Below are 22,845 nucleotides of genomic sequence, written 5' to 3'. Positions count from 1 at the left end.
GTAGAAGCCCGGCGGAACACGCCGGGAGTCGCCGCGCAGCATGTCCACAATCCTGCTCACCGGGGCCAGCGGCACGCTCGGCCGCGAGATAGCCAAACGGCTCGCCGGAAGCGGCGCCCCGGCGCGCTTGGCACTCCGCGATCCGTACCGCCTCGTCGAGGGCGCCGGAGCGCTGGAGCGCGTCCGCTTCGACTTCCACGACCCCTCCGGCTTTCCCGAAGCGCTCCGCGGCGTGGACCGCGTGTTCCTCCTGCGCCCGCCGCGCCTCGCCGACATCAGGCGCGACTTCGACCCGTTCCTCCTCGCCATGCTGCAAGCCGACGTGGAGCGCGTGGTCTTCCTGTCCGTGCGCGGCGCGGAGCGGAACCCGCTGCTGCCCCACCGCCGCATCGAGAAGCTGCTGGAGCGCTCCGGCCTCGCCTGGACCCACCTCCGCCCAAACGACTGGATGCAGAACTTCGCCACCGTCCACCGGGACGACATCCGCCGAGGCGAACTCTGGGCGCCCGCCGGCCGCGGCCGCACCAGCTTCGTGGACGCGCGCGACGTCGCCGAAGCGGCGGCGGAGGTGCTGACCGGGCAAGGGCACGAACGCCGCGCCTACCCGCTCACCGGCGCCGAGGAACTCGACCTCTACGAAGCCGCCGCCGTGCTGTCGGAGACGATCGGCCGCCCCGTGGCCTACCGCAACCCCGGCGTCCTCGCCTTCCTCCGCCACGTCCGCGCCACCGGCCGCCCCTTGTCCCTCGGCTTGGTCATGACCGGCGTTTACACCATCGCCCGGCTCGGGCTGGCCTCCGGCACCACGCCGGACCTGCGACGGCTGATCGGCCGCCCGCCGACCACGCTCCGCGCCTTCGCCGAGGACCACGCCGCCGTCTGGCGTTGACGCCGCCGCAGGCCCGCCCGATAGCCCGCGCATGACGACGCCGCCCCCGGACCGTTACGCCGCCGCTGCCCTCCGCCGCTTCGCCGCCGTGCTGTTCGAGTCCAGCGGCATGGAGGCGGAGAAGGCCGCCACGGTCGCCGAGATCCTGGTGGAAGGCGACCTGCTCGGCCACGACACCCACGGCCTAGCGCAACTCGGCCCCTACCTCGACGCGCTGGCGAGCGGCGACATGCGGGGGCAGGGGGAGCCGAAGGTGGTCGCCGGCACGCCGGTCGCCGAGACCTGGGACGGCCGCAAGCTGCCCGGCCCCTGGCTGGTGCGCCGCGCCGCCGACCTCGCCTCCGCCCGCGCCGCCGAACTCGGCATTTCCGCCGTCGCCATCCGCCGCTCGCACCACATCGCCTGCCTCGCCGCCTACCTGCCGCGCGTGGTAGAGCGGGGACAAGCATTGCTGATCTTCACCTCCGACCCCGCCACCGCCTCCGTCGCGCCCTGGGGCGGCACCCGGCGCCTCTTCACGCCGAACCCTATCGCCGCCGGATGGCCTTCGCCGGGCGGGCCGGTGATGCTCGACGTGTCCATGTCCATCACCACCAACGCCATGACCGCGCGCCGCCGCGCCGAGGGCACGCGCTTCCCGCGCCCCGCGCTGCTGGACGCCGAAGGCGATCCGACGGACGACCCCCACGCCTTCTTTACCGACCCCGCCGGCACCCTGCTCCCGCTCGGCGGCGAAGCGGCCGGGCACAAGGGCAGCGCCCTCGGCCTCCTGGTGGAGGCGCTCACCAGCGCCCTCGCCGGCCACGGCCGCGCCGACGCGCCCACCGGCTGGGGCGCTTCCGTGCTGGTGCTGGTGCTCGACCCCGCGCGCTTCGGCGGCCGCGACGCCTTTCTGCGCGAGACCGGCTGGATGGAGCAGGCAGTCCACGCCAACCCGCCCGTCCCCGGCGGCGACGCCCCGCGTCTCCCCGGCGAGCGCGGTTGGCGGCGCCGCGCGGAGGCGCTGGCCAAAGGCGTCGCCCTGCACCCCTCCATCATGCCCCCGCTGCGGGAGCGCGCCGCCCGCGCCGGCATCGCCCCGCCCGAACCGCTTTGACCGCCCCCACCGTCCTCCAGGTGCTGCCGGCCCTGGTGTCCGGCGGCGTGGAGCGCGGCACACTGGAGATCGCCGAAGCGCTGGTCGGCGCCGGCTGGCGCGCGCTGGTCGCCTCCGCCGGCGGGCCGCTGGTCGAGCCGCTGGAACGGCTCGGCGCCCGGCATTTCACGCTGCCGCTCGGCCGCAAATCGCCCCTCGGCGTCTGGCGCAACGCCGCTGCGCTGGCCGAACTGGCGCGCGCGGAGGGCGTCTCCATCCTCCACGCCCGCTCCCGCGCCCCCGCCTGGGCGGCGCTGCTGGCGGCGCGGCGCACCGGCGCGCACTTCGTCACCACCTACCACGGCACCTACAACGAGGGCTTTCCGGGCAAGCGGCTCTACAACTCCGTCATGGCCAGGGGCGAACGCGTCATCGCCATCAGCGGCTTCATCGCCGAGCACATCCGCGCCCGCCACGGCACCGACCCGGCGCGGCTGCGCGTCATCCCCCGCGGCGTGGACGAGCGCCGCTTCAACCCCGCCAAGGTGGAGCCTTCGCGCGTCGCCGCGCTGCGAGAAGCGTGGGGCGTGCCCGAAGGCCGCCCGGTGGTCATGCTCCCCGGCCGGCTCACGCGCTGGAAGGGCCAAACCGTGCTCCTCGACGCCATGGCCCGGCTGCCCGGCGATGCGCTAGCGCTGTTGGTGGGCGAGGGGGGGCTGCGCCAGACGCTCGAAACCCGCATCGCCGAACTGGGCCTCGGCGGCCGGTTGCGCCTCTGCGGCCACGCCGAGGACATGCCCGCGGCGCTGCTGCTCGCCGACGCGGTGGTCCACGCCTCCACCGACCCGGAAGCCTTCGGCCGCACCGTGGTCGAGGCGCAAGCCATGGCCCGCCCGGTGATCGCCTCCGACCTCGGCGCCCCGCGCGAAACCGTGGAGGAGGGCGTCACCGGCTGGCGCGTGCCACCCGGCGACCCGGACGCCCTGGCAGCCGCCATAGCCCGCGCCCTCACGCTCCCCGCCGCCGAGCGCACCGCGATGGGCGAAAGGGCGCGCGCGGCGGTGCTGGCGCGCTACACCACCCGCGCCATGCAGGAAGCGACCCTGGCGGTGTACCGGGAACTGCCGTGAACGCGCTCAACCAGAACGCCGGACCGGCCCCGGCGTCCGCGCAGCGGGGCGCCACCGGTCGCCCGCGCGTCCTGGTGATCAAGCTCGCCGCCCTTGGCGACTTCGTGCAGGCCTTCGGCCCCTTCGCCGCCATCCGCGTCCACCACCCGGACGCCGCCATCACCCTGCTGACCACGCCGCCCTACGCCGACCTCGCCCGCCGCAGCCCCTGGTTCGACGCCGTGTGGAGCGATGGCCGCCCCTCCTGGCGCGACCCGGCCGCGTGGTGGCACTTGGCCCGACGCCTGCGCGCCGCCGGCTTCGCCCGCGTCTACGACCTCCAGACCTCCCGCCGCTCCTCCCGCTACCGGCTGCTGGTCGGCCCGCGCGCCGAGTGGTCCGGCATCGCCCCCGGCGCCAGCCACCCCCACGCCAACCCCGGCCGCGACGCCATGCACACGGTGGAGCGCCAGCGCGAGCAGTTGGAGATGGCCGGCATCCGCCATTTCCCGCCGCCGGAACTGGACTGGCTCGACGCCGACCTCTCCGCCTTCGCCCTGCCGCCGCGCTTCGCCCTGCTGGTGCCCGGCGCTTCGCCCGGACGTCCGGCCAAGCGCTGGCCCGCCGAGCGCTACGGCGAACTCGCCGCCGGCCTCGGCCTGCCCGCCGTGGTGATCGGCGGCCCGGCCGAAACGCCGCTCGCCGCCGCCATCAAGGAGCGCGCGCCCGACACGCTCGACCTCACCGGCCGCACCGACTTCGCCGCCATCGGCGCCCTCGGCCGCCGCGCCGCCTTCGCGGTGGGCAACGACACCGGCCCGATGCACCTCCTCGCCGCCACCGGCTGCCCCACGCTCGCCCTGTTCGGCGCCGAAAGCGACCCGGCGCTCTGCGCCCCGCGCGGGCCGGCCGTGGCGGTGCTGCGCCATCCGCGGCTGGCGGAGCTTGGGGCGGCGGAGGTGCGCGCCGCGTTGGCAGGGCTGCTCGCCGAAGAAGGCTTTGGAGTGCCGGACCCGCCTCGGCCTTGACGCCCCCGTCCGCGGTTGCCCATGGTCCGCGCCTTTCCCACCTAGAGCGCGACACGCGAAGGACCACCCATGCCCGCCATCACCCTGCCCGACGGATCCGTGCGCCGCTTCGACGGCCCGGTGACGGGCACCGAGGTGGCGGCCGCCATCGGCCCCGGTCTCGCCAAGGCCGCCGTGGCGATGAGCGTGGACGGCAAGCTCGCCGACCTCGCCGCCGTGCTGGACCGCGACGCCTCCGTCCGCTTCGTCACCCGCAAGGACCCGGAAGCGCTGGAGCTGATCCGCCACGACGCCGCGCACGTGCTGGCGGAGGCGGTGCAGGACCTCTTCCCCGGCACCCAGGTCACGATCGGCCCGCCGATCGAGAACGGCTTCTACTACGACTTCCACCGGGAACAGCCCTTCACCCCCGAGGACTTCCCGCGGATCGAGGCGCGGATGCGCGAGATCATCGCGCGGAACGCCGCTTTCACCCGCGAGCCGGTGGAGCGGAGCGCCGCCGTTGAACTGTTCGAAAACAAGGGCGAGCGCTTCAAGGTCGAGCTGATCGAGGCCCTGCCGCCGTCGGAGCAGATCACCCTCTACCGCCAGGGCGAGTGGGTGGACCTTTGCCGCGGCCCGCACATGCGCTCCACGGGCGACGTCGGCGACGCCTTCAAGCTGATGAAGGTGGCCGGCGCCTATTGGCGCGGCGACCACCGCAACCCCGTCCTGTCGCGCATCTACGGCACCGCTTGGCGCGACCGGAAGGAGCTGGACGCCCACCTCCACCAGTTGGAGGAGGCGGAGCGCCGCGACCACCGCCGCATCGGCAAGGAGATGAACCTCTTCCACATCCAGGAGGAAGCGGTCGGCTCCGTCTTCTGGCACCCCAAGGGCTGGCGCTTGTACCGCACGCTCGAAAGCTACCTGCGCCGCCGCCTGGACGCCTCCGGCTACCAGGAGGTCCGCACGCCCCAGCTCGTGGACCGCAAGCTTTGGGTCGAGAGCGGCCACTGGGAGAAGTTCCGCGAGCACATGTTCGTCGCCACCGTCGAGGACGAATCCGAGAAGGACCGTGTGCTCGCGCTGAAGCCGATGAACTGCCCCTGCCACGTGCAGATCTTCAACCAGGGCATCCGCTCCTACCGCGAACTGCCGCTCCGCATGGCGGAGTTCGGCTCCTGCCACCGCTACGAGCCTTCCGGCGCGCTGCACGGCATCATGCGCGTCCGCGCCTTCACCCAGGACGACGCCCACATCTTCTGCACGGAAGGCCAGATCGCCGACGAGACCGCGCGTTTTACGGCGCTGCTCTCCTCCGTGTACCGCGACCTCGGCTTCCCCGAGTTCCGCGTAAAGTTCGCCGACCGCCCGCCGACGCGCGCCGGCGAGGACGCCGTGTGGGACCAAGCCGAAGGCGCGCTGCGCGAGGCCTGCGCCATCGCCGGCGTGGAGTACGAGCTGAACCCGGGGGAGGGCGCCTTCTACGGCCCCAAGCTGGAGTTCGTGCTGCGCGACGCCATCGGCCGCGACTGGCAATGTGGCACGCTCCAGGTTGACTTCGTCCTGCCGGAGCGCCTCGACGCGCTCTACACCGCCGAGGACGGCAGCCGCCGCCGTCCGGTGATGCTCCACCGCGCCATCTTCGGCTCCTTCGAGCGCTTCCTGGGCATACTGATCGAGCAGCACGCCGGCCGTTTCCCGCTCTGGCTCTCGCCGGTGCAGGCCGTGGTGGCGACCATCGTGGACGAAGCCGCGCCCTTCGCCCGCGAAGCGGCGGAGGCGATGGCGGCCGTGGGCCTGCGGGTGGACCTCGACACCCGCAACGAGAAGATCAACCGCAAGGTCGTAGACCACATAGACCAGCGCGTCCCCGTGCTGGCGGTGATCGGTAGGCGCGAAGCGGAGGAGCGCAGCGTGGTGCTCCGCCGCCTGCCCGGGCGCGAGCAGGAAACGCTGCCGCTCGCCGAGGCGGTGGCGCGGCTGGCGGAGGAAGCGAAGCCGCCGGGCTGAACCCGCGCGGCGCCCGCAAGCCGGGCCGTTGACACCCGGCGGAGACGGAAATCCAATGCCCGGGTCACGCGGACGAGGCCGGCCCGGCCCGACCCGCTTGCAGGGGCGACGCCATGGACGGCTTTGATCATCAAGGTCCGGTGCGACAAGGAGCCGTGGCGTCTTGGCTCGAAGCCTTCGGGGCCGCGCTCGCGCGGCAGGACACCCCTGCGGCGGCCGGTTTGTTCTTGGACGACGCCCACTGGCGCGACGTGCTCGCCTTCACGTGGCGGCTCCAGACCGTCTCCGGCGCGGCAGCCATCGCGGAGGCGCTGCGCCGCACGCTCGCGGAAGCGAAGCCCACCGGCTTCCGCCCGCACCCCGCCCGCACGCCGCCGCGCAAGGTCGTCCGCGCCGGCACCGAAGCCACCGAAGCGTTTTTCGCCTTCGACACCGCGTCCGGCCCCGCTGAAGGCGTCCTGCGCCTGGTGCCCGATCCCTTCGCGCCAGCAGGCGCGCGCGCCTGGACGCTGCTGACGGCCCTGGCCGGGCTGCGGGGGCAAGGGGAGGGGAGCGGGACACCCCGACCCGCCGAGCCGGACTACTCGCGCGACTTCGGCGGCGACAACTGGCTGGACAAGCGCGGGAAGGCCCACGCCTACGCCGACCGCGACCCCGCCGTCATCGTGGTCGGCGCCGGCCAGGCGGGGCTCTCGGTCGCAGCCCGTCTTGGCGCGCTCGGCGTGGACACCCTCGTCATCGACCGCCAAGCGCGCGTCGGCGACAACTGGCGCAAGCGCTACCACTCTCTCACGCTGCACAACGAGGTGCACGTCAACCACCTGCCGTACATGCCCTTCCCGCCGACTTGGCCGGTCTTCATCCCGAAGGACAAGCTGGCGAACTGGTTCGAGGCCTACGCCGAGAGCCTGGAGCTGAACGTCTGGACCGGCACGGAACTCGCCGGCGGCGCCTACGACGAGGCCGAGCGGCGCTGGCGCGTCACGCTCCGCCGCGTGGACGGCACCGAGCGGACCATGCGCCCCCGCCACCTCGTTTTCGCAACCGGCGTGAGCAGCATCCCGCGAACGCCGAAACTGCCCGGCCTTGACTCCTTCGCCGGCACGGTGATGCACTCGGGCGCCTACACGAACGGCGCGGCCTGGAAGGGCCGCCGCGCCTTGGTGCTCGGCACCGGCAACAGCGGCCACGACGTCGCCCAGGACCTCCACGCCAGCGGCGCGGAAGTGTCGCTGGTCCAGCGCAGCCCCACCTACATCGTCGGCATCAAGGAAGCGCAGCGGGTCTACGCCATCTACTCCGAAGGGCCGCCGATGGAGGATTGCGACCTGCTGGCGACCTCGTTCCCCTACCCGGTCCTGAAGCGGTCCTACCAACTCTCCACCGCCGCCTCGCGCGAAGCCGACAAGCCGCTGCTCGACGCCCTGGAAGCGCGCGGCTTCCGCCTGACCTTCGGCGAGGACGACACCGGCTTCCAGATGATGTACCTCCGCCGCGGCGGCGGGTACTACTTCAACGTCGGCTGCTCCGACCTGGTCGCTGGAGGCGAGGTCGGCCTGCTGCAATACCGTGACATCGAGCGCTTCGTCCCGGAAGGCGCGTTGCTCCGGGACGGCCGTGCCGTCCCGGGCGAGCTTCTGGTGCTCGCCACCGGCTACGAGAACCAGCAGGAGGTCGTCCGCGCCTCCCTCGGCGACGAGGTGGCCGACCGAATCGGCCCGGTCTGGGGCTTCGACGACGGCGGCGAACTCCGCAACATGTGGCGGCCCACGGCGCAGGAAGGGCTCTGGTTCACCGCCGGCAGCCTCGCCCAGTGCCGCATCTACTCGAAGTACTTGGCCCTCCAGATCAAGGCGCGCGAGGCCGGCGTGTTGGCCTGACGGCGCCTGCCTCAAAAGGCCGTCCGCAGCCGCACCGCGAAGATGTTCACCGGCCCGCGGTCGTTGTTGTAGGCCGGGTTCACCACGAGCTGGTAGTTCAGCGCCACGTTCAGCCCGGGCGCCACCCGCGCGTCGTAGTAGGCCTCCGTCACCCACTCCGGCCCGTAGGAGAGCCGCCCGTCTCCGGTGATGAAGCCGATGCCGCCCGCCTCCAGGTAGCGCCGCCGCCCTTCCGAGATCCAGCCGACGTTCGCCGCCAGCCCCACCGTGTCCCCGGGCCGGTCCCAGCGCAGCCCGCGGAGCGAAAGCCCCGCCGAAACCGCCCGGTCCATCTCCGTGAACATCCAGTTCTGCGTCCGCCCGTCGTTCCAGGAGAGCCGCGCGAAGGCGCCGAGGTCGTCCGTCAACTCCTGCTCGACGTTCAGCGCCAGCATCCGCTTCAAGCGGTAGCCGCCCGGGTTCTTGTCGAATGTCTCGAACCCGTTCTCGAACAGCTCGCCCCAGGTGGACTGCCGCGTGCGCGACAGGCCGTAGATCACCCGCGCCGCGCCCGGCCGCCCGCCGATGTCGTAGAAGCGGTCCACCTGCCCGAGGAGCTGCCAAGCCCGCGTCAGCCCCGGGTCCATGAACAGCCCGTTCACCCGCCGCGACACCTGGAACGCGCCGCCGCGCACGCCCCAGGCGCCGTTCTCCCACTCCACCGCCACGCCGTAGGTCCACCCCCGCGCGTCCGCCGCGAAGTCGAAGGCGCCGGCGCCGACGTGCGCCCAATTGAGGAACTGCGTCCGCGCGTCGTGGGCGTAGCGGTTGTCGTCGAAGATGTCCCAGACGGAGAACTTGCCGGCGGTGATCGTCAGCCGCTCGCGCGGCAGCCTCTCGTTGAAGCGCAGCGCGTCGTAGTCGATCGGGCCGGTGTCGCCCGACAGGCCGATCGTCTGCCGCACGAAGGCGCGCGGCACGAAGAAGGCCGGCTCGGTGGAGCCGAGGCGGAACGCTTCATTGTTCGGGAACGCCGCCACGCCCGTCGAATTCGACAGGCCGAAGCCGCGCGTGACGGAAGCGTCGATCACCGCCTCTGCGCCGGGCCAGAGCTTCCGCCCCACCACGAGGTCGGAGGAGAAGGTGTTCCGCGCGTTGGGCGCCGGGCTGAGGCTGCCTTCGCCCCGGTAGGGCGAGCGGAATCGAGGATGCCCCTGCCAGATGAAGGTGGCCTGTCCCCGCAAGAGCCAACCCTGCTCCTCCAATCGGTCCTGCAACGCGGCCAGATCGGGGAACAGCGCGTCCGATGGCGGCCCGATGTTCTGGACGCCGGGGCTGCCGAAGCCCTGCGCGGAGGCGGGGCCGGCCGCCGCGGCGAGGCCGAGGAGCGCCAGGAAAAGGGTGGCTGCACGGGATGGGCGGCGCATTCGGACGTCCGGTGGTTGGGGGGGCGCCCATACCGGGAAAGGTGGGCCGCGTCATGCTTGGGACGGTGGTGATTGCGGCCTGCGGTGGCCCTCAGGCGCGCCGAGCGAGGCCGCCCCCGCGCGTGGACAACGGAACGCCGACGCCGAGCCGCCCCGCGCTGGCGACCGGACCGGGCGTGCGATATGGCGGCCTGGCGCGCACCCAACCCTGCCGCCGCGGTCACCAGCGCGCCGGCTCACCCGCTCCCCGGGCCGGCGCCCCTGGCGCCGCCCCGGCGCGCCGCTCCCGCCTTCGGATGCCGCCCCTCCCGGCAAGCGTCGGAGCAGTAGCGCACGTTCTCCCAATCCCGCGCCCACTTCTTCCGCCACGCGAAGGGCCGCCCGCACGCCGCGCAGGTCTTTTCCGGCAGGTTCGGTTTGCGGTGCGCCACGGCGCCGACCGGCCCCTCAGCGCCCCAACCGGATCTCGCCGGCCACCCGCCCGCGGCGCGTGTCCACCAGCACCACGCGGTCCCCGTCCGGCCGCTGCACCCAAACGCCGAGCGCGCCGCCCTCCACCGCGGCGACGCCGGCGATGCGCGACCCCTCCGGCTGGTCCAGCGCCAGCTCGAGTCGCGCCGCCCCGCCGCCGGCGACGCCGCCGGCGCGCTGGACGATCACCGCCACCAGGGTCACGGTGCCGGCCACGATCAGCACCCCCATCCCGATCACCAGAGCCTTGAGCGCCCGCACCGAAACCCCTCCAACGCCGCCCAATTCCGCCGTGGGCGAGACCGTATCGGCCACCGCCGGGCCGGAAGCGGCGGGGCAGCGGGCCGACCGTTTCCTGGCGGACGCGATAGGTTCGCTCTCGCGCTCCCGCGTCAAGGCGCTGATCGCCGAGGGAAGGGCCACCCGCGACGGCGCGCCGCTCCTGGGCGCCTCCGAGCCCGTCCGCCCCGGCAGCCGGTACACGCTCGCCATCCCCGCCGCCGTGCCGGCCCTGCCGCTGCCCGAGAACATCCCGTTGGCGGTGCTGCACGAGGACGCCGACCTCATCGTGCTGGACAAGCCCGCCGGCCTGGTCGTCCACCCCGCGCCGGGCAACCAGGAGGGCACCCTGGTCAACGCCCTCCTGGCCCACGCCGGCGAGGACCTGCCCGGCATCGGCGGCGAGAAGCGCCCCGGCATCGTCCACCGGCTGGACAAGGACACGTCGGGGGTGATGGTGGTCGCCAAGACCGAGCGCGCCCACCGCGCCCTGTCCGCCGCCTTCGCGGAACGCGACCTCGACCGCGAATACCTGGCCCTCGCCTGGGGCCTCCCGGAACCGCCTGCCGGCGAAATCGAGGGGGCCATCGGCCGTCACCCGGCGGACCGCAAGCGCATGGCCGTGCTGACCGGCGCGGACGCCGAACGCCGCGGCAAAGCGGCCCTGACCCGATACCGCACCGAGCGCGCCTGGGGCGGCACGGCCTGCGCCCTGCTGCGCTGCCGGCTCCAGACCGGCCGCACCCACCAGATCCGGGTCCACCTCGCCCATGCCGGGCATCCGCTGGTGGGCGATCCCGTGTACCTCCGCCGCGTTCCGGGCGCCGCGCGGCTGCTCCCGCCGGCGCAAAGGGCCGCGCTGCTGGCCTTCCCCCGCCAAGCCCTCCACGCGGCGACTCTGGGCTTCCGCCACCCCGTCACGGGGCAGGCCCTCCACTTCGCCGCGCCGCCGCCGCCGGACCTCGCCAAGCTGCTCGCTTTGCTCGACGGCAACGCCGAGTAACCGACTGTAGCAGTCGGTTTTCCTTGAACTTGAACGGCGTTTTTGGTATAAAACTCTTCGCAGCACCGGGTGGGTGCCGCGCTATGCCTGTTGCAAGCCTCCTCGCTCTGTCGTGACCGGAGCATCGCTGCGCAGGTTGGGCCCGCCCGGCGTTCTGGCGACATACCGCACCGCCGAAGGGGACTCCGCCGTCACGGGGTGGTCCCATTCGGCCAGGAGGCAGATGTTTCCGATGGCTTCTTCGCTCTCCAGCCTTCCGATCGCCCCCGAGGGCAATCTTTCTCGTTATCTGCAAGAAATTCGCAAGTTCCCGATGCTCACCCCCGAGGAGGAGCTGCGGCTCGCCAAGAGCTGGAAGGAACACGGCGACGAGCGCGCCGCCCATAAGCTCGTCACCTCGCACCTCCGCTTGGTGGCCAAGATCGCCATGGGCTACCGCGGCTACGGCCTGCCGGTGGGCGAGCTGATCTCCGAAGGCAACGTCGGCATGATGCAGGCGGTGAAGCGGTTCGACCCGGACCGCGGCTTCCGCCTCGCCACCTACGCCATGTGGTGGATCAGGGCCGCCATCCAGGAATACATCCTGCACTCCTGGTCCCTGGTGAAGATGGGTACGACGGCCGCCCAGAAGAAGCTGTTCTTCAACCTCCGCCGGCTCAAGGGCCAGATGGCGGCCTTGGAGGAGGGCGATTTGCAGCCGGAGCAGGTGGAGAAGATCGCCAAGGCGCTTCAGGTGCCCGAGAACGATGTCATCTCCATGAACCGTCGCTTGGCCTCGCCCGACCACAGCCTCAACGCCCCCGTCCGCGCCGACAGCGAGGGCGAGTGGCAGGACTGGCTGGTGGACGACGGCGAAACCCAGGAAAGCGAGTTGGCCGACCGTGAGGACTTGTCCAACCGGCGGATGCTGCTCGGCGAGGCCCTGAAGGGCCTGAACGAGCGCGAGCGCCACATCCTGATCGAGCGCCGGCTGAAGGACGAGCCGACCACGCTGGAGGAGCTCTCGCAACAGTACAACATCAGCCGCGAGCGCGTCCGCCAGATTGAGGTCCGCGCCTTCGAAAAGCTCCAGAAGGGCATGAAGACCCAGATCGTGGAGCGCAGGCTCGCCACGGCCTGACCTCCGCCCCCGGCCCGCCCGCGTCCGAAGGCGCTCAGAGCCCGGTAGGATGGTAAGGAAGTAGGGCTGAGGTGCTGCCCGACGGTGCCCTTCGCTGAAATCGGGATCGCGTGTGACGCGGTCCCGGTTGATTGATGTTGTCGTTGTGCGCTAGCACTCACCACCTGGGCCGCCTCGAAGCCGCCCGGTTAAGGTGGCGCGGCGGATGTCCAGTCATTGGGTCGGCGAGACCGCCGGTGCGGAAGGCGACCAGCACGGCCCCGCGCCGACTCGGGCGCGGCCACGTCCCGCGATGAAAGCTTTCCCGCGATCCTCCATCAGCGCCCGCGGATGCTTTTCGGCGCTGCTGGCCGCTGCGCCTACATCCTGGGCGTCTAGAGCCCTCGGGTCTGCCTTTGCAACGAGCGGGGGGTCGCTGCTCGCGGCTTTGGGACGCGTGCGGCTTTTGTTGCACTGGCCGGGTGTCACGCCGGCCGCCCCCGGCCATGGCCGAACAGGGGCGGGCGGAGCGGACCCGGGCGGTCCCCGGACTGCCGCCGGACACCAGGGAGCCGGCGCCCGGCCGCACGATTGCACCGCGTCCGAACGCGCGGCCATCGCGGCCTTGGCCGAAAGCGAGGCGCGCCTCCGCGCCTTGGCCGACAACCTGCCCGACGGTTTGATCTTCCAGGTCGCGCCGGCGCCGGGCGGGCCGGCGTCCTGGCGCTTCGCCCACATCAGCAACGGGGTGGAAAGGCTGCACGGGGTTTCCGCCGCCGCCGTCCTCGCCGACCCGTCGCTGCTGTTCCAGCGGATCGGGGCCGGGCACCGCGCGCGCTTCGCCCGGGAACTGGCGCGGGCCGCCGCCGCGCGCGACACCTTCCGCATCGAGCTTCCCTTCCGCGCGCCGTCGGGCCGCGGGCTCCGCTGGTCGCGGCTCAGCGCGGCGCCGCGTACCCTGCTGGACGGCACCACCGCTTGGGACGGCATCGAGGTGGACATCACCGCCGCCAAGGCGACGGAAGCGGCGCTGCGGCAGGCGGAGGAACGCTTCCGCGGCCTGTTCGACGCGGCGCCCTTCTCCATCGTCATCGTGGACCCGGTGAGCTTCGGCGTGCTCGCCTTCAACGACCGCGCCTGCGAGGAACTCGGTTACACGCGCGAGGAATTCGCCCGCCTGACGATGGTGGACGTAGACGCCCTGGCCGACATGGCCGCCATCCGCCGCCGCGCCCGCGCCCATACGCTGCGGCCGGGCGTCCAGGAGTTCGAGGCCCGGCACCGTGGAAAGGACGGCACGGTCCGGGACGTGCTGGTGCGGGCCTGCGGCATCGTCCTCGACGGACGGGAAGTCGCCTACACCGCGCACCACGACATCACCGACCGCAAGGCGGCGGAAGCCGCGTTGCGCGCCGGCGAAGCGGAGTTCCGCGCCATCTTCGAGACCTCCGCCGCCGGCATGGCGGAGGTGGACCTGCGCACCGGGCGCTACCTGCGGGTCAATCGCCGCTTCTGCGAGATGGTCGGCCGCGGGGAAGCGGAGCTGACGGGCGGCCTGGGGCCGGAAGACATCCGCCACCCCGACGAGCGCGACGCGCCCTTCGGCGCCGCCGAGGCCGACGCGTCCCCGGACGGCCGCTTCGAGGACGAGCGCCGTTACGTCCGGCCGGACGGCGCCGCGGTGTGGGTGCGCGGCAGCGTCGCCGTCGCGGCGCGCGACGACGAAGGGCGGCCCGCCCGCGCCGCCGCCGTGATCACGGACGTCACAGACCAGAAGCGGGCCGACGAGCTGCAAACCTTGCTCATGCGGGAGGTGGACCACCGCGCGCGCAACGCCTTGGCCGTGGTGCAAGCGATGCTGCGCCTGACCCCCGCCGAAGGCCCGGAAGCGTGCCGCTTCGCGGCCACCCTCGAAGGCCGCGTCGCCGCCATGGCGCGGGCGCACACCCTGCTCTCGCGCGACCGCTGGGCGGGGGCGGAACTGCGCGACCTGGCGGAAGCGGAACTGGCGCCCTACGCCGGCGGCGGCGAAGGGAGCTTGGTCCTGGACGGCCCGCCGGCGCTGCTGTCGCCCGAAGCCGCCCAGCCCTTCGGCATGGTGCTGCACGAACTCGCCACCAACGCGGCCAAGTACGGCGCGCTGTCCCGGCCGGGCGGGCGCGTGGAGGTCCGCTGGCGCCCCGGCGCCGGCCCGGCGGCGGACGGCTTGGCGGTGGAATGGCGCGAAAGCGGCGGGCCAACGCTCGCCGGGCCGCCGTCGCGGACCGGCTTCGGCACGCGGCTGGTGGCGCGGACGGTGCGCCAGCTCGGCGGCGAAGCCGTGATGGAGTGGGCGGCGGACGGCCTGCGCTGCTCCTTCGCCATCCCGGCGCGCCGCTTCCAAGCGCCGGCGGCGCGGGACGAGGCGCGCGAGGCGGCGGGAGGCGCCGCGACCCGAACGACGGGCGTTCCGGCCCTGGCGCCGCCCGTCGCCTGACGCGTCGGCTTGGAGCGCCGCCGGCCGCTGCCCATCTACCGCCCGGACACGCGCGAGGAGCCCGCCATGCCCGACGACGCCCCGGCCCATGATGGCGCCGCCACCGGCGCCGCGCCCATCCACCCCGGCGCGCGGATCGGCCACGTCCACCTGAAGGTCGCCGACCTCGACCGCGCCCTCCGCTTCTGGCGCGACGTGATCGGCCTGGAGGAACAGCAGCGCATGGGCGACCGCGCGGTGTTCCTCTCAGCCGGCGGCTACCACCACCACATCGCCCTCAACACCTGGGAAAGCGCCGGCGGCTCCCCGCCGCCGCCCGGCGCCACCGGCCTCTACCACGTGGCGCTGCTCTACCCGGACCGGCCCTCGCTCGCCCGGGCGCTGCGGCGCGTGCTCGACGCCGGCATCGAGCTGGAAGGCGCCTCCGACCACGGGGTGAGCGAGGCGCTCTACCTGCGCGACCCGGACGGCAACGGCGTCGAGCTGTACCGCGACCGCGACCGCGCGGAATGGCCGCGCGACGAGCGGGGCGGCCTCGCCATGGTGACGCGCCGGCTGGACCTGCGGGCGCTGCTGGCGGAAGCCCCCGCCGCCGGGTAGTCCCGGACCCGCCCCCGGTTTAGCGTCGCCGGGCAGAAGGGAGGGCTTGCGATGGTGGAGGCGAGGCCGCGCCGGCGGCGTTTGATCCTCGGCGCGCTGGCGGCTTGGCTGGCTCTGGCCGGCGCCGCGGCGGCGGCCGAGATACGGGTGATGGCCTCCGGCGGCTTCACCGCCGCCTACCGGGCGCTGGTCCCCGCTTTCGAGAAGGACACCGGCCACACCGTGGTCAGCGCCTACGGCGCCTCCATGGGCGACGCGCCGGACGCCATTCCGCAGCGCTTGGCGCGGGGCGAGCCGGCCGACGTGCTGATCCTCGCCGCCTCCGGGTTGGAAAGCCTGGTCCGGCAGGGCAGGGCGGTGGAGAACAGCCGCGTCGACCTGGCGGAGTCGCGCATCGGCTTCGCTGCGCGCGCCGGCGCGCCCAAGCCCGACATGGGCTCGGTCGAGGCGGTGCGCCGCGCGTTGCTGGACGCCAAATCCATCGCCTACTCGGCCAGCGCCAGCGGCGTGCACTTCTCCGACGAAATGGTGCGGCGCCTCGGCGTCGCCGACGAGGTGCTGCCCAAGTCCCGGCGCATCCTGAGCGAGCGCGTCGGCAGCGTGGTGGCGCGCGGCGACGCGGAACTCGGCCTGCAGCAGATCAGCGAATTGCTGCCCATCGCGGGCATCGAGATGCTCGGCCCGCTGCCGCCGGAGCTGCAACGGGTGACGGTGTTCTCCGCCGGCATAGCCGCCGGGTCGCGGCAGCCGGACGCGGCGCGGGAGCTGATCCGCTTCCTGGCCTCGCCCGCCGCCGCGCCGGCCGTGGCCGCCACCGGCCTCGACCCGGTGCGGCGGTAGGGGGAGGGGAAGGCTCCCGTGGGCTGGTTCCTGGGCCGGGGCCGCGCGGTCGCGTTGGTGCTGGCCTGCGTGGCGGCGGTGCTCGGCGCCGTCGTCGCCATGGTGCGCGACCCGCCGCCGCTCACCGGGATGGGCACGCAAGAGCAGCAGCGGTCCGCCGAGGCGCGGCAGGCGGCGGCGGTCGTCACCCCGGCCCGGCGCGTCCACATCCTGGAGGGCGACGCGAGGGGCGGCGGGCACCGCCCGGGCCGCGGCATCCCCGGAAAGAGCGAGTTCCCCGCGGGCTGGTCCGACGACCGCATCATCGCGTCGATCGAGGACGTCGCCAACGACCCCGCCTCCCGCCGCCGGGTGGAAGCCGACGGCCGCACGGTGGTGACGGGCCGCCGCGACGGCGTGGACCTCCGCGTGGTGGTGGAACGCGACGGGCGCACGATCGTCACAGGCTACCCGACCAACGCGCCGCGGAACCCGGAGCGGTGACGGCGCCCGGCGGGCACGGAGGCGACGACGCCCTCCGGGAGCACTGGGCGCGCATGCGGGCGGCGCTCACGGACATGGAGCGCCGCGTGGCGTCTGAACTGGGCGACGAGGCGGCCACGGCGCAGGCGCGGGAGTACATCGAGCACAACGAGCCGGCGCTCGCCCTGGAGCTGCTGGTGTGCATCGCCATGCGGGCCGGCCTCCACCCCGCCGCCCTTGACGCCCGGGTGGAAGACGCGGCCGCCCTGATGGGCCTCGCCGACTCGGAGCCGCTGGCGGAATGGCGGCGCTACCGCGGCGGGCGGACGGAGGGGTGATTCCGGCGCCGCGCGCCTGCGGCGCCCGGACAAGCACCGCGCCCGCTCGGATCGGGTGAGAACCGGGCGCGACCGCGGCGCCTCGGCAGCCACCGCCGCGTTGGCTTCGAGCACGGCGGCCTCGGCGTTCGACCCGCCCGACACGCGGCGCCAAGAGGGCGTTCGCGGCGGCCGCGGCCAGTCATGGACCTTGCCTTCGCGGAGGTTCGGTGCGTTGCGGATCGGTGGCCGCGGCCGCGGATCCGCCCCTTACCTTCCCATGTTGGGAAGCAGCACGTTCCAGGCGTCGCATCCCGTCCCGCGCGGCCTCGGCCGCGGCGGGCCAGCACGGACAGGTGCCATGAGCCACGGCCACCAGTACGATCAGCGCGGGCAGCATGCCGGGCGCCGGGGGAGGGGGGGCGGCTGCTCCGGCGGCTCCTCCGGCCATGCCCACGGCCACGCCGACGCGGGCGCCGCCGCCGCCGCCGCCGACCCCGTGTGCGGGCTGGCCGTTCCTCGTGCGCGGCTGGCGGTCGGTGGCGAACCGCAGCCCCAACATGCTCGCCCTGATCGCGCTCGGCACGAGCGTCGCTTGGCTGTTCAGCGTGGCGGCCACCGCCGCGCCGGGCCTGTTCCCGCCCGCCTTCCGCGGCCACGACGGCTCGGTCGCGGCCTACTTCGAGGCGGCGGCGGTGATCGTGGTGCTGGTGCTGCTCGGCCAGGTGCTGGAGCTGCGCGCGCGCGAGCGCACCGGCGGCGCCATCCGCGCCCTGCTCGACCCCGCCCCCGCCATGGCGCGGCGGATCGGGGCCGACGGGTCGGGGGAGGAGGTGCCGCTCGCCGCCGTGGCCGTGGGCGACCGCCTCCGGGTCCGGCCCGGCGACAAGGTGCCGCTCGACGGCGAGGTGCTGGAAGGCGCGAGCAACGTGGACGAGAGCATGGCCACCGGCGAGCCGGCGCCCCTGGCGGAGAAGCCGGGCGCGCGGGTGGTCGGCGGGACCATCAACGGCCAGGGCGCCTTCGTGGTGCGCGCCGACCGCGTCGGGCAGGACACCGCGCTGGCGCAGATCGTGCGCATGGTGGCGGGGGCGCAGCGCAGCCGCGCGCCCGCCCAACGGCTGGCCGACCGGGTTTCCGCGCGGTTCGTGCCCGCGGTGGCGGCGGCCGCCGCGCTGGCCGTCGTGGCATGGCTGGCCTGGGGGCCCGACCCGCGGGCGGCCTACGCCATCGTGGCCGCGGTGTCGGTGCTGATCATCGCCTGCCCCTCGCCTGCCCCTCGCCTGCCCCTCGCCTGCCCCTGCGCCCTCGGCTTGGCGACGCCGGTGTCCATCATGGCCGGCGTCGGGCGCGGCGCCCAGGCGGGGGGGCTGATCAAGAACGCCGAAGCGCTGGAGCGCCTGGAGCGCATCGACGCCCTGGTGGTGGACAAGACCGGGACGCTCACGGAGGGCCGGCCGGAGGCGGTGGCCGTGGCGCCGGCCCCGGGCTTCGCGGAGGCGGAGGCGCTGCGCCTGGCGGCCGGCCTGGAGCGGCCCGGCCAGCACCCGCTGGCGGAGGCGGTGGTGCGGGCGGCCGGGAAGCGCGGCCTGGACGTGCCGGCCGTGGAAGGCTTCGACGCGCCGGCCGGCCGCGGCGTGACCGGCGCCGTGGAGGGCCGGCGGGTCGCGGTCGGCAACGCCCGGCTGACGGCCGGACTCGGCGTGGACGCCGCGCCGCTCGCGGCCGGGGCGGAGCGGCTGCGCGGCGAAGGGGCCACGGCCTTCTCCGTCGCGGTGGACGGGAGGCCGGCCGGCATCGTGGCCGTCGCCGACCCGGTGAAGGGGACCACGCCCGCGGCGCTCGCCGGCCTGGCGGAGGAGGGCGTGCGCGTGGCCGTGCTGACCGGCGACAACCGCACCACGGCGGAGGCGGTGGCCAAGCGGCTCGGCATCGCCGAGGTGGCGGCCGAGGTGCTGCCCGAGGACAAGCGGCGCGCGGCGGGGCGGTTGAAGGCCGGGGGCCGCCGCGTGGCGGTGGCGGGCGACGGCGTGAACGACGCGCCGGCGCTGGCCGCGGCCGACGCCGGAATCGCCATGGGCACCGGCACGGACGTGGCGACCGGGGGCGCGGGCGTGACGCTGCTCGGCGGCGACCTGACGGGCATCGTGCGCGCCCGGCGGCTGCCGCGGGCGGCGATGCGCAACATCCGCCAGGACCTGTTCTCCGCCTTCGCCTACAACGCCGCCGGCGTGCCGGTGGCGGCCGGCGTGCTCCACCCGTTCTTCGGCATCCTGCTCTCGCCGGCGGTAGCCGCGGCGGCGATGGCGCTCTCCTCGGTCAGCGTGGTCGGCAACGCCCTGCGGCTGCGGACCGCACGGCTGGGGTGAGCGGGCGCCGCCCCGGCCGTTCCCCGGGGCCCGCCGGCCGGAGCCGCGGGGCCACGGCGGGGCTCCGGCCACCGCCTCGCTCCGGTTCGCCGGTCCGCGCCGGCCCTGGTCCAGGCCTCCCTTCGGGGGAGGCGCGGGCCGCCGGACCCGCCGAGGCCGACGTTGGGCGGCCCCCCCCGCGGCCGGCCAGAGGCGGCACGAGCCCCCGACGCCCGGGTGCGCTGGCGTCGGGAGACCGCAATGCTTAGATACGGACCGAATCCCCCCGCACCTCGGAACACGCCAAAGCCATGAACGCCATGCCGCCGGACGGCCTCGATGCCGCCCCGGCCGACGCCCCCGCGGACGCCGCCATCGCCCGCGAAGCCGCGCGCCGGCGCACCTTCGCCATCATCGCCCACCCCGACGCCGGCAAGACCACGCTCACCGAGCGCCTCCTGCTCCGCGGCGGCGCCATCCAGCTCGCCGGCGCCGTGCGCGCCAAGGGCAACGCCCGCCGCACCCGCTCCGACTGGATGAAGATCGAGCAGGACCGCGGCATCTCGGTCGCCACCTCCGTGATGACCTTCGAGCGCGGCGGCCTGGTCTTCAACCTGCTCGACACGCCGGGCCACGAGGACTTCTCGGAGGACACCTACCGCACGCTCACCGCCGTGGACGCCGCGGTGATGGTGCTGGACGCCGCCAAGGGCATCGAGGCGCAGACCCGCAAGCTGTTCGAGGTCTGCCGCCTCAGGAACATCCCGATCATCACCTTCATCAACAAGATGGACCGCGAAGCCCGCGACCCCTTCGAGCTGATCGACGAGATCGAGAAGACCCTGGCGCTCGACGCCGCCCCCGTGGCCTGGCCGGTCGGCCGCGCCTCCGAGTTCGCCGGCACCTGGGACATGCTGAACCGCCGCTTCCTGCCGGTGGACGCCGACGACGCGCACTCCGTCGCGCTCGACGGCCTGGACGACCCGCGCCTCGACGCCCTGGTCGGCCCCGAACGCGCCGCCGCCCTCCGCGAGGAAGCGCCGCTGGCCGAAGCCGCCTGCCCGGAGTTCGACGCCGAGGCCTTCCGCGAAGGCCACCTGACGCCGGTGTTCTTCGGCAGCGCGCTCCGCGACTTCGGCATCGGCCACCTGCTGGACGGCCTCGCCCGCCACGCGCCCCCGCCGCACGCCCGCGCCGCCGACCCGCGCAAGGTGGCCCCCGGCGAGGACCGGCTGACCGGCTTCGTGTTCAAGGTCCAGGCCAACATGGACCCCAACCACCGCGACCGCGTGGCCTTCGTGCGCCTGTGCTCCGGCAAGCTGGTGAAAGGGATGCGGCTGAAGCAGGTGCGGACGGGCAAGCAGGTGCCGGTCAACGCGCCGCTCTTCTTCTTCGCCAAGGAGCGCCAAGTGGCCGAGGAGGCCTGGCCGGGCGACGTGGTGGGCGTGGCCAACCACGGCACGCTCCGCATCGGCGACACGCTGACGGAAGGCGAGGAGCTGAACTTCCGCGGCGTGCCCTCCTTCGCCCCCGAGATCCTCCGCACCGTCCGCCTCGAAGACCCGATGGGGGCGAAGAAGCTCCGCACCGCGCTCGGGCAACTCGCCGAGGAGGGGGTGGTGCAGCTCTTCCGCCCGCTCGACGGCTCGCCGCCGGTGGTGGGCGTGGTCGGGCAGCTCCAGCTCGACGTGCTGCAAAGCCGGCTGCGCGTGGAGTACGGCGTCCCCGCCGGCTTCGACACCTCCATGTGGACGGTGGCGCGCTGGGTGGCGCCGGCGGTGGCGGACGCGGAGGGCCGCGCGGCGCTGGAGCGCTTCGCCGCCGCCAACCGCCGCGACGCCGGCGAGGACCACGACGGCGCGCTGGTGGCGTTCTTCACCTCCGATTGGCGGCGGAACCGGGCGGAGGAGGAGTGGCCGATGCTGCGCTTCCACGCGGTGCGGGAGCAGCATGGGTTGGAGGAAGTTAGGCGGTAGACTCCACGCCGCCTATACGCGAGCCGCAGAAAAGATATTTACAGTTGTCACAGGTTAGTCGTACTACTTCTGAACACTTAAGTTCGAATTTCAGACAATCGAAGACAGTTTCGATATGAACTTAGTAGTGATCTCGTCGTTCAGTGGCGTATCATTGTTCAATTCTCTACAAATTTCTGACGAAAGATCTACTTTCTTTTTTTGAATTCCGTTCAAACTAATGTTATCACCAGTAATGCTTAACTCTCTAACTTTGTCTTCATCGCAACCGAACATCTTTGCCAAAAGCGACGCTGGGTAAAAGTATTCTATTCCGTTCCTGCTCCACTGGATAATGTTACCTTCCATTAAACCCATCGCAACCAGCTCTTGTTTCAGAGTGGGATTTGGAACTACAGCATCGATAATAACGAAAATTCTGGATCGAAAGGGGCTTTTCTGGATATCATGTAGGCTCTCCTTTAAAGCATTGACTCTGCCTTTAACGTTTCCATTGCATTGAAGCACCACAACGTTCTTATTTTTAAACTTGGCTTTGACAATGCTGTCTATGAATGGAAGGTCAGTCTTCCCTTCTACGAAGACAAAAGCGCTTGGTAGGAATAAGGCTTCAAGAGAATTTCCAAGAAGATTGAATTGCAAATTGTGGAGTTCCGAAAAATCTTGAATCTGTTTAACTTTAACTACATTTCCATCTTTCAAGACAGAGAAGTTGTTATTTATACTTCTTGTGTCCAAGAAAAGTTGAGAATGGGTCGAAACAACAATGGCGCTTAGATGAGGAAAGTACTTTTTTCTTTCATCCCGATCAGACAAAAATTTAGAGACAGATAGTTGTACCTTCGGCCCAAGACCTAGTTCTGGTTCATCGATCAGAAGGGAATTGAAATTTTGATCCATGCATAAACCAATAAGTGTCATTAGTAGTCGTGTGCCGCTGCTACCGACGGAAATGTTCTGTCCATCCATATCTATATAAAACGGCGACAGTCTATTGTCGTCCTCGAAATGCTTCATTGTAAATTTGTTGCCCAGTAACATACCGCAGATTTCAAACAGCTTATCTCTGCGAGTGTCGCTTAAATTTGCAACGATTCGATCTAATCCAATTGTGTTTTGATCAATGTTATAGTCTGGGTTGTTCGCATTTGCATTGAAGTTGTGTTCATAACTATTGTACTCTTGATCATTTCGCATGGTTGAGGCGAGCTGATTTACATGGTAAAATCGTGCAGGACCGACAAAGTAGGCTGCCTTGCCGATATGTTGTTTCAGCAATTTTAGTAGATAGGATTTACCGGAATTGTTTGAGCCGCAGACTGCAACATAACTCTTTCCGCTAATTTGACCAACGATGCTTGGAAAATCCGGGTCGAATGTGGTTTTCGGCGTCACAGGCGCCATGAACAGACCTCAGGGATGGCGGTTCGAAACATATGCAGATGGATCTGCTGTCGGCGGCAACTTTGAGTATGGCTGTATGGCTTTGATGGAATGGCAAACTCCCGTCGTTGTCCTTGACGCCCACGCCTTCCGAAATCGGCGCCTACACCATAGCCCCAATCTGTAGATTGGCTGTCCGGCGTTGGCTA

Annotated in this window: 19 protein-coding genes; 15 read left to right on the top strand and 4 right to left on the bottom strand. The window is 71.9% G+C overall.

The annotated features are described in order from the left end of the window. The first annotated feature begins 40 nt into the window (after positions 1-40). From ABD067_RS02215 to ABD067_RS02190, 6 genes are all read left to right on the top strand, one after another. Entirely contained in the window at positions 41-889 is an 849-nt protein-coding gene (locus ABD067_RS02215; RefSeq protein WP_343893512.1) for an SDR family oxidoreductase, read from the top strand. 31 nt (positions 890-920) lie between these two features. Next, on the top strand, positions 921-1,985 hold the full coding sequence (locus ABD067_RS02210; protein WP_343893511.1) for an Ldh family oxidoreductase: 1,065 nt from the start codon (positions 921-923) through the stop codon (positions 1,983-1,985). Next, complete coding sequence (locus tag ABD067_RS02205) at positions 1,982-3,094, top strand: glycosyltransferase family 4 protein (protein ID WP_343893510.1); 1,113 nt, start codon at positions 1,982-1,984, stop codon at positions 3,092-3,094. Before ABD067_RS02210 ends, ABD067_RS02205 begins: the two co-directional genes overlap by 4 nt. A 71-nt stretch (positions 3,095-3,165) precedes the next feature. Next, positions 3,166-4,101 carry a glycosyltransferase family 9 protein gene (locus ABD067_RS02200; protein WP_343893653.1) on the top strand — a complete coding sequence of 312 codons (936 nt, stop codon included), beginning with the start codon at positions 3,166-3,168 and terminating at the stop codon, positions 4,099-4,101. Between the two features lie 69 nt (positions 4,102-4,170). Further along, positions 4,171-6,096 carry a threonine--tRNA ligase gene (gene thrS, locus ABD067_RS02195; protein WP_343893509.1) on the top strand — a complete coding sequence of 642 codons (1,926 nt, stop codon included), beginning with the start codon at positions 4,171-4,173 and terminating at the stop codon, positions 6,094-6,096. A gap of 155 nt (positions 6,097-6,251) precedes the next feature. After that, entirely contained in the window at positions 6,252-7,976 is a 1,725-nt protein-coding gene (locus tag ABD067_RS02190) for an NAD(P)/FAD-dependent oxidoreductase (RefSeq protein WP_343893508.1), read from the top strand. Positions 7,977-7,987: 11 nt separating this feature from the next. Here the strand turns inward: ABD067_RS02190 and ABD067_RS02185 are convergent, their stop codons facing one another. The 3 genes from ABD067_RS02185 to ABD067_RS02175 all read right to left on the bottom strand — a co-directional run bounded on the left by ABD067_RS02185 (position 7,988) and on the right by ABD067_RS02175 (position 10,114). Continuing rightward, on the bottom strand, positions 7,988-9,382 hold the full coding sequence (locus ABD067_RS02185; RefSeq protein ID WP_343893507.1) for a carbohydrate porin: 1,395 nt from the start codon (positions 9,380-9,382) through the stop codon (positions 7,988-7,990). Between the two features lie 236 nt (positions 9,383-9,618). Beyond that, positions 9,619-9,813 carry a DUF2256 domain-containing protein gene (locus ABD067_RS02180; protein ID WP_343893506.1) on the bottom strand — a complete coding sequence of 65 codons (195 nt, stop codon included), beginning with the start codon at positions 9,811-9,813 and terminating at the stop codon, positions 9,619-9,621. 16 nt (positions 9,814-9,829) lie between these two features. Further along, positions 9,830-10,114: a DUF6476 family protein gene (locus ABD067_RS02175; protein WP_343893505.1), complete on the bottom strand. Its 285-nt coding sequence runs from the start codon at positions 10,112-10,114 to the stop codon at positions 9,830-9,832. 31 nt (positions 10,115-10,145) lie between these two features. Between ABD067_RS02175 and ABD067_RS02170 the strand changes: the two genes are divergently transcribed. The 9 genes from ABD067_RS02170 to ABD067_RS02130 all read left to right on the top strand — a co-directional run bounded on the left by ABD067_RS02170 (position 10,146) and on the right by ABD067_RS02130 (position 21,253). Beyond that, a complete protein-coding gene (locus ABD067_RS02170) occupies positions 10,146-11,135 on the top strand; it encodes an RluA family pseudouridine synthase (RefSeq protein ID WP_343893504.1) in 990 nt (329 codons plus the stop codon). Between the two features lie 232 nt (positions 11,136-11,367). Continuing rightward, positions 11,368-12,255, top strand: coding sequence for an RNA polymerase sigma factor RpoH (gene rpoH / locus ABD067_RS02165; RefSeq protein ID WP_343893503.1), 888 nt, complete (start codon positions 11,368-11,370; stop codon positions 12,253-12,255). A gap of 604 nt (positions 12,256-12,859) precedes the next feature. Further along, on the top strand, positions 12,860-14,710 hold the full coding sequence (locus tag ABD067_RS02160) for a sensor histidine kinase (protein ID WP_343893502.1): 1,851 nt from the start codon (positions 12,860-12,862) through the stop codon (positions 14,708-14,710). A gap of 66 nt (positions 14,711-14,776) precedes the next feature. Further along, complete coding sequence (locus ABD067_RS02155; protein WP_343893501.1) at positions 14,777-15,310, top strand: VOC family protein; 534 nt, start codon at positions 14,777-14,779, stop codon at positions 15,308-15,310. Positions 15,311-15,361: 51 nt separating this feature from the next. Further along, the gene (locus ABD067_RS02150) at positions 15,362-16,150 is read left to right on the top strand and encodes a substrate-binding domain-containing protein (protein ID WP_343893500.1); all 789 of its coding nucleotides are present in this window, start codon (positions 15,362-15,364) and stop codon (positions 16,148-16,150) included. Between the two features lie 18 nt (positions 16,151-16,168). After that, positions 16,169-16,633 carry an EndoU domain-containing protein gene (locus ABD067_RS02145; RefSeq protein WP_343893499.1) on the top strand — a complete coding sequence of 155 codons (465 nt, stop codon included), beginning with the start codon at positions 16,169-16,171 and terminating at the stop codon, positions 16,631-16,633. Further along, complete coding sequence (locus tag ABD067_RS02140; protein WP_343893498.1) at positions 16,630-16,950, top strand: hypothetical protein; 321 nt, start codon at positions 16,630-16,632, stop codon at positions 16,948-16,950. The genes ABD067_RS02145 and ABD067_RS02140 overlap by 4 nt, the downstream gene beginning before the upstream one ends. Before the next feature lie 428 nt (positions 16,951-17,378). After that, entirely contained in the window at positions 17,379-19,298 is a 1,920-nt protein-coding gene (locus ABD067_RS02135; RefSeq protein ID WP_343893497.1) for a heavy metal translocating P-type ATPase, read from the top strand. A gap of 299 nt (positions 19,299-19,597) precedes the next feature. Next, a complete protein-coding gene (locus ABD067_RS02130; protein ID WP_343893652.1) occupies positions 19,598-21,253 on the top strand; it encodes a peptide chain release factor 3 in 1,656 nt (551 codons plus the stop codon). 90 nt (positions 21,254-21,343) lie between these two features. Here the strand turns inward: ABD067_RS02130 and ABD067_RS02125 are convergent, their stop codons facing one another. Next, the gene (locus tag ABD067_RS02125; RefSeq protein ID WP_343893496.1) at positions 21,344-22,657 is read right to left on the bottom strand and encodes an OLD family protein; all 1,314 of its coding nucleotides are present in this window, start codon (positions 22,655-22,657) and stop codon (positions 21,344-21,346) included. Positions 22,658-22,845 lie beyond the last annotated feature (188 nt).

Source organism: Craurococcus roseus, assembly GCF_039523795.1.
GTDB lineage: Bacteria > Pseudomonadota > Alphaproteobacteria > Acetobacterales > Acetobacteraceae > Craurococcus > Craurococcus roseus.
This window is presented reverse-complemented; position numbering and strand designations above follow the sequence as displayed.